The following is a 13,168-nucleotide window of genomic DNA, read 5'->3' as shown; positions in this document are numbered from 1 at the left end:
CTAGAGCGCGCGCGCGATCAGCGACAGCAACATCGACAGCAGCAGCGTCGACATGAACGGAAACGAGTATTCGCGTCCAAAGATGCGCAGCGTGAAATCGCCCGGCAAGCGCCCGACGCCGAGCTTGCGGAGCCACGGCCAGCAAGCCGACAGCACCATCAGCGCGACAAACGTAGTCAGAAGCCAGCGGATCATGGCAATGGCTCAGAGCGTATGGGAACGGTCGCCGGCCGAGAAGGCGTCGAGCGTGCCGGGAATGCCGCGCGAAAACGCGATCACCTTGAAGAGTTCGCCCATCTCTGCTTCCGAAAGCAATTTCTGCACGGCGTTGGCGGCGGGCAAAAAGCGCCGCACGTCGGCGGGATCGAGTTCGTTGAGTACGTCGGTGATACCGGCGTTCATCAGAAAGCGCGCCTGCGACGTGAAGCCCAGCAGATCGGCGCCGGCTTCCGTGCCTGCTTCCGCGATCCCCGTGAATTCGACGTGCGCCGTGATGTCCTGCAAGCCCGGATAGAGAAACGGGTCCGTGTGCGCGCGATGCCGGTAATGACACATCAACGTTCCGGTCGCGCGCTGCGCGTGATAGAACTCGCGGCGCGGAAATCCATAGTCGATGAAAAACGCCGCGCCGCGCGTGAGCATGGTGCAAACGGTCTTCGTGAAGCCGAGCGCCGCCTCGTGCGTTTCGGTCACGTATTCGGTGAATGGCTCGTCGTTGGCTTCGTCGATGGCGGCATCGATCAATTCGATTTGCTCGTCGATTTCCACGGGATGGTCATCGAAAGCGAGACGGTCGTTCAGCACGACCACGCCGCGCTCGTGCCACGCGCCGAGCTTGCGCACCACGAGCCGCACCGGCATGGCGTCCAGCACTTCGTTGCCGATCACCACGCCTTCGAACGAATCCGGCAATGCATCGAGCCAGATGACCTTGGCGGCGAGCGCGGGCGCCTGCGCTTCGATTGTCTCGCGCTGGCGCGCGCGCAATTCGCCGGAAAGATCGACGATTGCGTAACTATCGAAGGCCACGTCCAGTTCGGCGAGCGCGTTGAGCAAACCCGCCGCGAGCTTGCCCGTGCCCGCGCCGAACTCCATCAGCCGGCGCGTGCCGCTCTGTTCGAGCGCCTGCGCCACGGGCCGCGCGAGCGTCGTCGCGAACAAGGGCGACAATTCCGGCGCGGTGACGAAGTCGCTGCCGTCTTCCGCACGCCGGCCGAACTTCGTCGCGCCGCCGCTGTAATAGCCGAGTCCGGGCGCATACAGCGCGAGGTCCATGTAGCGGTCGAACGGCAGCCAGCCGCCCGCCTCGGCGATACGTTCGCAAATCAGCGCGGAAAGTGCGTCGGACTGGGCGAGTGCATCCGCGCCGGGAGCAGGTAAACTGTCGGATTGTCGAGCTTTCGGATTCATCCCAGTATTGTAAATGAGCGCCTCCACGCCGTTATCTTCCGCAAATTCGCCGCTTTCGCCCGCTTCGGCTGCGCGGTCCCGCGTCGTACTCGTGACCGGCGGCGCCAGGCGCATCGGGCGCGGCGTCGCGCTGGAATTCGCTCGCCAGGGCTGGGACGTCGCCGTGCACTACGGCGGCTCTGCGCGTGAAGCGCTCGAAACCGTCGCCGAAATCGAAGCGCTTGGCCGGCGCGCGGCCGCATTGCACGCGGATCTCGGCATCGAAGCGGAAGTGGCGCGGCTCGTGCCGGCGTGTGTCGAGGCATTCGGCGCGCTGAATTGCGTGGTGAACTGCGCATCGCGTTTCGACGAGGACACGGCCACCGACTTCGGCTATGCGAAGCTGCTCGAGATGACCGCGATCAACGTCGCCGCGCCGCTCACGCTTGCGCGCCTGTTGCACGAAATCACGCCTGAATCCGCCGCCGATGACGACACGCAACGCGGCGTTGTCATCAACGTGCTCGATCAGAAGCTGTACAACATGAACCCCGATTACCTGTCGTACACGCTCACGAAGGCCGCGCTGGAAAACGCCACCGTCGCGCTCGCGCAGGCGCTGGGGCCGAAGCTGCGCGTCGTCGGCCTCGCGCCGGGACTGACGCTGATTTCCGCCGGGCAGACGCCGGAATCGTTCGCGGCGGCGCATCGCGTGACGCCGCTCAAGCGGGCGTCCACGGTGCGCGACGTCGCGGAGGCCGCGTGCTTTCTGGCGAACGCGCACGGCATGACCGGCACGACGCTCGTGGTCGATGGCGGCCAGCATCTCGTACCGAGCCCGCGCGACGTGATGTACCTGTTCGGCGCGCCGAAGCTGTAGCCCCGCGCGCCGCGTATCAACTTTTGGAACGAACCCATGCTTGCCGCACTTTCGCATCCCCGGCTGGCCGATTGCCGGCGGCTTTTTCTGCGCAACTACGAAGTGCGCATCAATATCGGTGTGCATGACTTCGAGAAGCGCGGCGAGCAACGCGTCGTGATCAACGTCGAACTGTTCGTGCCGCTCGCGCTGTCCACGCCCGTCGCGGACAAGCTCGCCGAAGTCGTCGACTACGACTTCATGCGCTCGACCATCGCCGAGCGCGTGAAGCGCGGCCACATCCATCTGCAGGAAACACTCTGCGACGATGTCGCCGCCGCGCTGCTCGCGCATCCGAATGTGCGGGCCGTGGTGGTATCGACAGAAAAACCCGACGTGTATCCCGACTGCGACGCGGTGGGCGTCGAAGTCTTCCGTATCAAAGAGGAACGAGCATGAACGCGCCCGAGACACTGCAAGCGCCCGACGAGCAAAAGCCCGCGCGCGAAGCGCTGACGCGCCGTCAGCAGAAGGAAGCCTACGAGAACAACAAGCTCTTCAAGCGGCTCGCGCGGCAAGTCGGCGAGGCGATCGGCGACTTCAACATGATCGAGGAAGGCGACAAGGTCATGGTGTGTCTGTCCGGCGGCAAGGACAGTTACGCGATGCTCGAAATTCTCATGCGCCTGCGCGAGCGCGCGCCGATCAACTTCGAACTCGTGGCCGTCAATCTGGATCAGAAGCAGCCGGGATTTCCGGAGCATGTGCTGCCCGAATATCTGAGCAAGCTCGATATTCCGTTTCATATCGAGAACCAGGATACGTACAGCATCGTCAAGCGGCTGGTGCCGGAAGGCAAGACGACGTGTTCGCTGTGCTCGCGGCTGCGGCGCGGCATTCTGTACCGCGTGGCGGGCGAACTGGGCGCGACCAAGATCGCGCTCGGGCATCATCGCGACGACATTCTGCAAACGCTTTTGCTCAACATGTTTTATGGCGGCAAGCTGAAGGGCATGCCGCCCAAGCTGCAATCGGACGATGGCAAGAACATCGTGATTCGCCCGCTTGCCTACGTGAAGGAAACCGATCTGGAAAAATACGCCGCGTTGCGCGAGTTTCCGATCATCCCGTGCAATCTGTGCGGCAGTCAGCCCAACTTGAAGCGCGCGGAAATGAAGGCGCTGGTGCGCGATTGGGACAAGCGTTTTCCCGGTCGAGTGGACAACATGTTCAACGCGCTGACCAATGTCGTGCCGTCGCATTTGATGGATCACAAGCTCTTTCCGTTCGCCGGATTGCGCGCGACGGGCGAGGCGGACGCAAACGGCGATATTGCCTTTGACGAAGAACCGTGCGCGAGCGAACCGTCCGGGCCGGCAAACGCGATTTCAATCGTGCAGTTCGACGACCTTTGAGCCTTTCCCGACAAGGCGCAGCGTGGCATTTACCGCACTGCGTCAAAAGGCCTGCGTGCTATATTGGCCGCAACCATTCTTCGCAAGAAATCCGTCAATGAACATCGTGATTCTGGCTGCCGGCATGGGCAAGCGCATGCGCTCCGCTCTGCCGAAGGTCCTTCATCCGCTGGCGGGCAAGCCGCTTCTCGCGCATGTCATCGACACGGCGCGCACGCTTTCGCCAACGCGGCTCGTCGTGGTGATCGGTCACGGCGCGGAGAAAGTGCGCGAAGCCGTCGGCGCGCCCGACGTGCAGTTCGCCGTCCAGGACAAGCAACTCGGCACGGGCCACGCGGTGCAACAGGCGCTGCCGCTGCTCGATCCCTCCGTGCCGACGCTCGTGCTATACGGCGACGTGCCGCTCACGCGCGCAAGCACGTTGCAACGCCTGCTCGATGCTACCGGCGGCGAACGCTACGGCGTGCTGACGGTAACGGTGGCTGATCCGACCGGCTACGGCCGGATCGTGCGCGATGCCAGCGGTTCCGTGCAGAAAATCGTCGAACAGAAAGATGCGAGCGAGGAAGAGCGGCGGATTGCGGAGATCAACACGGGCATTGTCGTTTCGCCCACGCGCACGCTCGAAGCGTGGCTCGCGTCGCTTAAGAACAACAACGCGCAGGGCGAGTTTTATCTCACCGATGTAGTCGAGCGCGCCATCGAAGCGGGCGTCGAAGTGGTGACGGCGCAGCCCGATGCCGAATGGGAAACGCTCGGCGTGAACAGCAAGATTCAGCTGGCGGAACTGGAGCGCGTGCATCAGCGCAACGTGGCTTACGCGCTGCTCGAAGCGGGCGTGACGCTCGCGGACCCGGCCCGCATCGACGTACGCGGCACGCTCGAATGCGGCGCGGACGTTTTCATCGACGTGAATTGCGTCTTCGAAGGCCGCGTGACGCTGGCGGATGACGTGACCATCGGTCCGAACTGCGTGCTCCGCAATGCCACCATCGGCACAGGCGCGCGCGTGGACGCGTACACGCATATCGAAGGCGGAAAGACCGGCGCGAATGTCGTGCTCGGGCCGTATGCGCGGCTGCGTCCGGGCGCGGTGCTTGGCGACGAAGCGCACGTCGGCAACTTCGTCGAAGTGAAGAACGCGGTGCTAGGCCACGGTTCCAAGGCGAACCACCTGACCTATATCGGCGACGCGGACATCGGCGCGCGGGTAAATGTCGGCGCCGGAACCATTACCTGTAACTACGACGGCGCGAACAAGCATCGCACGATCATCGAAGACGACGTGTTCGTCGGCTCGGATACGCAGCTCGTCGCGCCCGTGCGCGTCGGTCGCGGCGTGACCATCGCGGCGGGCACGACCGTGTGGAAGGATGTCGGCGAAGGCGAACTCGTGCTGAACGAGAAAGTGCAGGTCAGCAAGCCGGGCTACGTTCGCCCGGTCAAGGCGAAGAAGGTCTGAACAACGCGCGCGGACTGCATTGCGGCGCGCGCACGAAACTAAGTCTGAAAGGATCAACGCCATGTGTGGAATTGTCGGCGCGGTTGCGCAACGTAATATCGTCCCGGTGCTCGTCGAAGGCCTGCGACGCCTCGAATATCGCGGCTACGACTCGTGCGGCGTCGCCGTATTGAGCAACGGCGAGCCGCGCCGCGCGCGCAGCGTCGCCCGCGTGGCCGATCTCGACGAACAGGTGAAGCAATCGGGACTCGCCGGCATGACGGCCATTGCGCACACGCGCTGGGCCACGCATGGCGCGCCCGTCACCGACAACGCACACCCCATCTTTTCGCGCGATACCGTGGCGCTCGTGCATAACGGCATCATCGAGAACTACGAGGCGTTGCGCGAGATGCTGCGCGGCAAGGGCTACGAGTTCGTATCGCAGACGGATACCGAAGTCATCGCGCATCTGATTCACAGCATGTATCGCGGTGATCTGTTCCAGACCGTGCGCGAAGCCGTCGCGCAATTGCATGGCGCGTATGCCATCGCGGTCATTCATAAGGATCAGCCGCATACGGTGGTGGGCGCGCGGCAGGGTTCGCCGCTCGTCGTCGGTCTGGGCGATGGCGAGAACTTCCTCGCGTCCGATGCGCTCGCCATTGCGGGCAGCACGGACCGTTTCTCGTTCCTCGAAGAAGGCGATGTCGTCGAACTTTCGCTCGATGGCGTGAAGATTTTCGATCGGGCGGGGCTGCCCGCGAAGCGCGAAGTGCGCGTGGTGACGGCGTACGGCGGCGCCGTGGAGCTTGGGCCGTATCGCCACTTCATGCAGAAGGAAATCTTCGAGCAGCCGCGCGCTATCACCGACACGATTCCGCAAGCCGATCACTTCGACCCGGAGCTATTCGGCGCGACGGCCGGCGAGGTGTTCGCGGAAATCGACAGCGTGCTCATTCTGGCGTGCGGCACGAGTTCGTACGCGGGTTTGACGGCGAAGTACTGGCTTGAATCGATCGCGAAGATTCCGACGCAGGTCGAGATTGCGAGCGAGTATCGGTATCGGGAGTCGGTGCCGAATCCGAAAGCGTTGGTCGTGGTGGTATCCCAATCGGGCGAAACCGCCGACACGCTCGCCGCGCTCAAGCACGCGCAATCGCTCGGCCACAAGTACACGCTCGCGGTCTGCAACGTTGCGACGAGCGCAATGGTGCGACAGACCGAGTTCGCGTTCCTGACGCATGCGGGCACGGAGATTGGCGTGGCGTCGACGAAGGCGTTCACGACGCAGCTCGTCGGCTTGTTCGTGCTGGCGGTGACGCTCGGGAAGCTGCGCGGTTTCGTCGATGCAAAGCAGGAAGCGGCTTATCTCGGTCAGTTGCGTCACTTGCCGGCGGCGTTGAATAGCGTGCTGGCGCTGGAGCCGCAGATCATCGCGTGGTCGGAGGAATTCGCGCGCAAGGAGAATGCGCTTTTCCTCGGGCGCGGGCTGCATTATCCGATCGCGCTGGAAGGCGCGTTGAAGCTCAAGGAGATTTCGTATATCCACGCGGAGGCTTATCCGGCGGGCGAACTGAAGCACGGGCCGCTCGCGCTGGTAACCGAGGCGATGCCGGTCGTGACCGTCGCGCCGAACGATACGCTGCTTGAAAAGCTCAAGTCGAACATGCAGGAAGTGCGGGCACGCGGCGGTGAGCTTTATGTGTTCGCGGATGCGGATACGCGCATCGTCAGCGAGGCGGGCATTCATGTCATCCGCATGCCCGAGCATTACGGCGCGCTCTCGCCGATTTTGCATGTGGTGCCGCTGCAATTGCTGTCGTATCACACCGCTTGTGCGCGTGGGACGGATGTGGATAAGCCGCGGAATCTGGCGAAGTCGGTGACGGTGGAGTGAAGTTGGGTTGGTGCCGTCGCGAGTTTTGTAAAGCGCCCCTTCGGGGGCGTTTTTGTTGGATGGGCATATCCTGAAACAAGTGGCACCCTTTTCTAAGCGGTAAAACAACGCCGGTAAGCGTCAATCTTTGCATTTAACCGGCAAAAAAACGCGCTTTAACTTAGCAAGCTCAGCTGAGATTTCGGAGGAATCAGGCCAGCGCCTGCGCGCTCACCGCCTTGCGCAAAATCTCCAACAGGAAAGACGTGGCAAGCCGCGCCGGCATAACAACGCGCGCACTGCGCGATATCGAACGCGGCGGACAAGGGTCGCTCCATTCTTTTATCCGCGTCGCCATGGCATTGGGCTTCGCCGACAATCTGGATCTCCCTTTCGAACTCAAGCCGCGCTCCGATCACAAGGAAGTCTGCGCGGTCGAGGCCATGTACGGCGCCATTGCAACTGCGTGCGAGCTACGAATGCCCGTCACGGCTTATTTCGATCTCGGCGATTCCATGGCCGCCTTTGGTATCGAACGATTCGATCGCAAGCTGCATGCGGGTCCCCATGCGTACGGCAGCCGGCGTGGCGCACGCCGACTTTCGCGTCCCTCAGATGCACTACGTCACGCTCTTGCGACTCATGCAGTTCATAACGCGCGATGCACGCGAAGTACTTCAGGCCTTCGAGCGATGCGTGTTCAACGTCGTCTTCGACATTCGCGACGATTACGCCAAGAACTTTTCCTTCGTGATGCACGCGCATGGCCGCTGGCAGTTTCACCCGCGTACGACCTTACGTTCAATTCAGGTCCGGGCGGCGAGCATCAAATAAATGTCTGCGGAGAGGCAAGGGCCGTGACGCGCGAGCATCTCATGAAGCTCGCTAGCAAGACTAGCATCGCGCCACGTGTCGCTGCGCGCTCCATCGATCGAATCGCGAACATCGCATCGGACTTCAAACGCTACGCCGACAACCTGCCGATAACCGTCGAAACCCTCGACGCCATGACCAAGACGATCTCGACCAACCAGGTGCGCGTGGCCAGACGCCTGTGGACAACCCTGTCAACAGCTCGACTGTTCATCTGTTGGCGGTTTCTGGATAACTTCGCGTTAACCCGCAAACACCGAAAGTTGTCCCAGCTTCCGTCCGCAAACGCGCTCGCCATACCGGACTTGTTAAATCGCCAACTCGTTGATCGGAAAAGCACGACGGTACTTATCCACTGAAACGCCTCGTGCTTGTTAACTATTACTACGTATACATACGAATCCTTTTGTTAACTTAAACAGACGAGGCGCGCTGCTCAAAACCCGTGCGATGTTTCAGACCGCAGCCGACGCATGCACGTCTTTCAACCGCTCGCGGCTGTTGCTCAGATGCAGGCGCATTGCGGCGCGTGCGTCGTCGCTGTCCTGACGCACGATCGCCCGATAAATCGCCTTGTGTTCACTCAGCACATTGCGCAGGCGTTCGATCTGATCCAGCTCCGCCAACTCCGCCCGGCCAAGCCGCGTGCGCGGACTCACGCCTCGGCCCATCTGGCTCAGGACGTCGTGGAAATATCGGTTGCCGCTTGCCCGAGCAATTTGCAGATGAAACTCGACGTCGTGTTCGAGAACATCGGTGCTGCCGCTCGTCAGTTGATCCTCGAAGTTTCTGAGCGTCGCGGCAATCTGCTTCAGATGCTGCTCCGTACGGCGTCCCGCAGCGAGCGCGGCGGCAGCGCCTTCCAGATCGATGCGAAACTCGATGATCGCCATGATGTCCAGCAGGTTCGACAACTCGACGCCCGGTAAGCGAACGGTCTCGCGCCCGGACGGCGCCAGAATGAAAGTGCCGACGCCATGCCGCGTCTCGACGACATTCGCAGCCTGCAACCGCGACACCGCTTCGCGCACCACCGACCGGCTCACCGACAGTTGCTTCATCAACGCGGCTTCGGTCGGAATCCGGTCGCCAGGTCGCAGAACGCCGCGCTCGATTTCCTCGAACAACGTGGTGACAACTTTATCGGTCAAACTCGCCATGTTCTCTTGATGTTGGGAAGAATGGTGTGGTCGGACATCTTGTCCGCGCCGTGGGCGGCGCCTGTAACTTGGATGTCAGACAACGCATCATGTCGTCACGCCGTTCGTTCGTCAATTCGGCGAATCCAGCGCTCGCAGCGCTTAACAAATAGGATGTCATATAACTACCCGCGCTCGCTGGTACCGCTTTAAACGTCGCCGGAAAAAGGATTAAGGGTTAACTCCGCTGTCTAATGTGGATGAAAACACAGTACCCTGTGTTAAGACGTCTGATGACATTTGCAATCTCAGACACCGGCTTCTCATCGAAAGACAGTCGCTCAAGGAGACACCATGTCATCAACGGCACCTTATCAAGCTTTGCCCAATACCTTCCGGGCGGCGCTTCTCGCACGCAAGAAAGTGATTGGATGCTGGACGTCGCTTGCCAGTCCTATCGTCGCGGAATTGCTCGGCGTTGTCGGCTTCGACTGGATTCTGCTCGACGCCGAGCACGCGCCCAACGATTCCATCACGCTGATTCCGCAGCATATGGCGCTAAAAGACAGCGTCAGTGCGCCCGTGGTGCGGCCACCGGCCAACGACGCCGTCGCCATCAAGCGCTTGCTCGACGCGGGCTTCGTCAACTTTCTTGTTCCGTTCGTCGATAGCGCCGACGACGGTCGCCGCGCCGTGGCATCCACACGCTATCCGCCGCAGGGCATTCGCGGCGTGTCGGTCGGGCATCGGGGCAACCGGTATGGCACGGTGCCCAATTACTTCGACCTGGCCAACGACAACATCGCCGTCGCGGTGCAGATCGAAAGCCGCGCGGCCGTCGAAGCCATCGACGAAATCGCGGCCGTCGACGGCGTCGATGCGCTCTTCGTCGGGCCTTCGGATCTCGCGGCATCGTACGGACATCTCGGCAATGCGAATCATCCGGACGTGCAAGCCGCCATCAAACATGTCTTCGAACGCGTGCACGCGGCTGGCAAGTCGAGCGGCATTCTCGCGCCCGTGCAGCAGGAAGCCGAGCGCTATCTCGCGCTGGACTGCACGATGGTCGCGGTCTGCGCCGACCTGGGGCTACTCAGGAACGCCGCGCAGGGCGTGAAGAGGCACTTCATCCAGGAGTAAGCTGCGCGGGTGGCAAGACCCGCGGCTGACTTCGAGAATCGAATCTGAAAACCGACCAAGGAGCGACACAATGCAAAAGGCAGGCTTTATCGGACTGGGCATCATGGGCAATCCCATGGCCGCCAATCTCCTCAAGAACGGCGTCGAACTCGCAGCATTCACGCGCAGCGGCGTGCCCGCCGATCTGACCGGCGCGGGCGCCAAGGCGTGCGATAGCCCGGCGGATGTCGCCGCCCAGGCCGACATCATTTTCCTGATGGTGCCGGACACGCCCGACGTAGAGCGCGTGCTGTTCGGCGAGAACGGCGTCGCGCAGAACTTGCGCGCGGGTCAGATCGTCGTCGATATGAGCTCGATCTCACCCATCGCCACGCGCGAGTTCGCGGCGAAGGTGCGCGAGCGCGGCGCGGATTACCTCGATGCGCCCGTTTCCGGCGGTGAAGTCGGCGCGAAGGCGGCATCGCTCACCATCATGGTCGGCGGCGCGCAGGCGACCTTCGACAAGGTCAAGCCGTACTTCGACATGATGGGCAAGAACATCTCGCTGATCGGCGAAGTGGGCGCCGGGCAGGTCTGCAAGGTGGCGAATCAGGTGATCGTCGCGGCAACCATCGAAGCAGTCGGCGAAGCGCTGCTGCTGGCGTCGAAGGCCGGCGTCGATGCCGAGAAGGTTCGCACCGCGCTAATGGGCGGCTTCGCGTCGTCACGCATTCTCGAAGTGCACGGCGAGCGCATGACCAAGCGCACGTTCAATCCGGGCTTCCGGATCGAATTGCATCAGAAGGACTTGAATCTGGCACTGGCGACCGCGCAGTCGCTTGGCGTGTCGCTGCCGAACACGGCGACGTGTCAGCAGTTGTTCAACTCGTGCAGCGCGCATGGCGGCAAGGCGTGGGATCACTCGGGAATGGTTCGCGCGCTGGAGATCATGGCGAATCATGAGATTGGGCAGGAAAAGAAGTAAGACGCTGGTTCAACTGTCGTCGACAAGCCGGCGTTCGCCGGCTTTTGTTTTTGGCTGGCTCGTTGGAGCTTGGCCCTTGCCGTGAGGCTCGACGCGGGCGCACTCGCTATTAGTTGTCTGACGTCTTAATTAACCTTTGCCGATTTGGACCGCTGGAAGGATCGAGGGGCTCTAAAGGGCTTGTAGAAAGGACTCAAGCGCGACAGGGTAAACGCCGAATTGGTGTTCAAGCCGACTCGCGATACCATGTCATCTGACAACGTATAACGATGACGGCGTGCTTCTGCATGTCACATAACGCGCGCGAACCGCTGATCGTATATTGCGCGGAAAGACGACGAAGACGCGCTACATCACTTTCATGAATACCGGCGTTGCGACGCGCGAGACATCGTCTTGGTTCTCCGCGTGCCATCGGTGCCGCGACTCAATGTGCTCTCGCGCGAAAGCAAGCGCAGCGCAAACCAACCCAACGAAGCTCCGACCATGTCCACTCAAGCACCTCAAGCGAACGCCACACCCAAAGTCACCGACCTGCGCGTCGTACCGGTCGCGGGCCGTGACAGCATGCTCATGAACCTGAGTGGCGCGCACGGGCCGTTCTTCACGCGCAACATCGTGATCCTCACCGATAGCGCGGGCAATCAGGGCGTCGGCGAAGTCCCGGGCGGCGAGAGCATCCGCAAGACGATCGACGATGCGCGCGCGCTCGTCGTCGGGCAATCTATCGGCAACATGCAGGCGGTGCTGAACCGCGTGCGCACGCAATTCGCGGATCGCGACGCGGGCGGCCGCGGCCTGCAGACGTTCGACTTGCGTACGACCATCCACGCCGTCACCGCGCTCGAAGCGGCGCTGCTCGATTTGCTCGGTCAGCATCTGGGCGTGCCGGTCGCGGCGTTGCTCGGCGAAGGGCAGCAGCGCGACGAAGTGGAGATGCTCGGCTATCTGTTCTATGTCGGCGATCGCAACAAGACGGACCTGCCGTACGCGAGCGGCGCGGATGGCCGCGACGACTGGGAACGCCTGCGCACCGAAGAAGCGATGACACCGGAAGCGGTCGTCCGTCTGGCCGAGGCCGCGAAGGCGCGCTACGGCTTCAACGATTTCAAGTTGAAGGGCGGCGTGCTATCCGGCGACGAAGAGATGCAGGCGACGACCGCGCTCGCGGAACGCTTCCCGGAAGCGCGCGTGACGCTCGATCCGAACGGCGCGTGGTCGCTTGCCGAAGCCATCCGCCTGTGTCGCGACAAGCACGACGTTCTGGCCTACGCCGAAGATCCGTGCGGCGCGGAAAACGGTTACTCGGGCCGCGAAGTGATGGCCGAATTCCGCCGCGCGACTGGCCTGCCGACGGCCACCAACATGATCGCGACCGACTGGCGGCAGATGGGCCACGCAATCCAGTTGCAATCCGTTGATATTCCGCTTGCCGATCCGCACTTCTGGACCATGCAAGGCTCGGTGCGCGTCGCGCAGATGTGCAACGACTGGGGTCTTACGTGGGGATCGCATTCGAACAACCACTTCGATGTATCGCTCGCGATGTTCACGCATGTGGCCGCCGCCGCGCCGGGCAAGATCACGGCGATCGATACGCACTGGATCTGGCAGGACGGCCAGCGTCTGACGCGAGATCCGCTGCAAATCGTGGGCGGAAAGGTGAAGGTGCCGGAGCAGCCGGGTTTAGGCGTAGAACTCGATATGGATGAAGTGGAGAAGGCGCACGCGCTGTATCTGCAACACGGACTCGGCGCGCGCGATGATGGCGTCGCCATGCAGTATCTGATTCCGAACTGGAAGTTCGATAACAAGAGGCCTTGCATGGTGCGATGAGCGGGCAGTGATCTAAGGGACTGCGGCGAAAATGCTTCGTTTGGGGGCGGGGCATTTTTGTCGCGAGGGAAGGAGCGTCTGGAATCTTCGGCGTAATCTTCGCCGTCGCTGCGACATTGGGAATTGCACTGATCCTTATCGGCCGAACGGCATTTGGTTACAACACCCTGCTACCGCCTGTGAAAGTGAACTGACATAAATCCGGTGACGGCTCTTTACCTACGAAGCGGCAA

At 62.0% G+C, this 13,168-nt stretch carries 13 protein-coding genes; 10 read left to right on the top strand and 3 right to left on the bottom strand.

What is annotated here, in order from left to right:
• The gene (locus tag NCR98_RS12900) at nt 1-195 is read right to left on the bottom strand and encodes a DUF2905 domain-containing protein (RefSeq protein ID WP_244826503.1); all 195 of its coding nucleotides are present in this window, start codon (nt 193-195) and stop codon (nt 1-3) included.
• 9 nt (nt 196-204) lie between these two features.
• Nucleotides 205-1,410 (bottom strand): class I SAM-dependent methyltransferase, encoded by a 1,206-nt coding sequence (locus tag NCR98_RS12895; protein ID WP_250526357.1) that lies wholly within the window; start codon nt 1,408-1,410, stop codon nt 205-207.
• 13 nt (nt 1,411-1,423) lie between these two features.
• On the opposite strand from NCR98_RS12895, the gene NCR98_RS12890 reads away from it, so the two are divergent.
• The 7 genes from NCR98_RS12890 to NCR98_RS33485 all read left to right on the top strand — a co-directional run bounded on the left by NCR98_RS12890 (nt 1,424) and on the right by NCR98_RS33485 (nt 8,215).
• Entirely contained in the window at nt 1,424-2,269 is an 846-nt protein-coding gene (locus NCR98_RS12890) for an SDR family oxidoreductase (protein WP_250526356.1), read from the top strand.
• A 36-nt stretch (nt 2,270-2,305) separates the two neighbouring features.
• Nucleotides 2,306-2,707, top strand: coding sequence for a dihydroneopterin aldolase (locus NCR98_RS12885; RefSeq protein ID WP_244826500.1), 402 nt, complete (start codon nt 2,306-2,308; stop codon nt 2,705-2,707).
• Nucleotides 2,704-3,663 carry a tRNA 2-thiocytidine(32) synthetase TtcA gene (gene ttcA, locus NCR98_RS12880; RefSeq protein WP_250526355.1) on the top strand — a complete coding sequence of 320 codons (960 nt, stop codon included), beginning with the start codon at nt 2,704-2,706 and terminating at the stop codon, nt 3,661-3,663. The genes NCR98_RS12885 and ttcA overlap by 4 nt, the downstream gene beginning before the upstream one ends.
• 97 nt (nt 3,664-3,760) lie before the next feature.
• Nucleotides 3,761-5,125, top strand: coding sequence for a bifunctional UDP-N-acetylglucosamine diphosphorylase/glucosamine-1-phosphate N-acetyltransferase GlmU (gene glmU, locus NCR98_RS12875; protein ID WP_250526354.1), 1,365 nt, complete (start codon nt 3,761-3,763; stop codon nt 5,123-5,125).
• Nucleotides 5,126-5,186: 61 nt separating this feature from the next.
• Nucleotides 5,187-7,004 carry a glutamine--fructose-6-phosphate transaminase (isomerizing) gene (gene glmS, locus NCR98_RS12870; protein ID WP_250526353.1) on the top strand — a complete coding sequence of 606 codons (1,818 nt, stop codon included), beginning with the start codon at nt 5,187-5,189 and terminating at the stop codon, nt 7,002-7,004.
• A gap of 534 nt (nt 7,005-7,538) precedes the next feature.
• The gene (locus NCR98_RS33490) at nt 7,539-7,817 is read left to right on the top strand and encodes a HipA domain-containing protein (protein WP_350029509.1); all 279 of its coding nucleotides are present in this window, start codon (nt 7,539-7,541) and stop codon (nt 7,815-7,817) included.
• Nucleotides 7,818-7,858: 41 nt separating this feature from the next.
• Nucleotides 7,859-8,215, top strand: a complete 357-nt coding sequence (locus NCR98_RS33485) for a hypothetical protein (protein WP_350029508.1) — start codon at nt 7,859-7,861, stop codon at nt 8,213-8,215.
• A 96-nt stretch (nt 8,216-8,311) separates the two neighbouring features.
• Here the strand turns inward: NCR98_RS33485 and NCR98_RS12860 are convergent, their stop codons facing one another.
• A complete protein-coding gene (locus tag NCR98_RS12860) occupies nt 8,312-9,016 on the bottom strand; it encodes a FadR/GntR family transcriptional regulator (protein WP_250526351.1) in 705 nt (234 codons plus the stop codon).
• A gap of 333 nt (nt 9,017-9,349) precedes the next feature.
• On the opposite strand from NCR98_RS12860, the gene garL reads away from it, so the two are divergent.
• The 3 genes from garL (at nt 9,350) to gudD (ending at nt 12,935) form a co-directional block, all read left to right on the top strand.
• Complete coding sequence (gene garL / locus NCR98_RS12855) at nt 9,350-10,135, top strand: 2-dehydro-3-deoxyglucarate aldolase (RefSeq protein ID WP_250526350.1); 786 nt, start codon at nt 9,350-9,352, stop codon at nt 10,133-10,135.
• Nucleotides 10,136-10,205: 70 nt separating this feature from the next.
• A complete protein-coding gene (locus tag NCR98_RS12850) occupies nt 10,206-11,099 on the top strand; it encodes a 2-hydroxy-3-oxopropionate reductase (RefSeq protein ID WP_250465961.1) in 894 nt (297 codons plus the stop codon).
• A gap of 486 nt (nt 11,100-11,585) precedes the next feature.
• On the top strand, nt 11,586-12,935 hold the full coding sequence (gudD, locus tag NCR98_RS12845; protein WP_250465959.1) for a glucarate dehydratase: 1,350 nt from the start codon (nt 11,586-11,588) through the stop codon (nt 12,933-12,935).
• Nucleotides 12,936-13,168 lie beyond the last annotated feature (233 nt).

Origin of the sequence: Caballeronia sp. GAWG2-1 (assembly GCF_023631405.1) — a bacterium.
Classification (GTDB): Bacteria; Pseudomonadota; Gammaproteobacteria; order Burkholderiales; family Burkholderiaceae; genus Caballeronia.
Note: the sequence above shows the minus strand (reverse complement) of the source record. Positions and strands in the feature narration are given on the sequence as shown.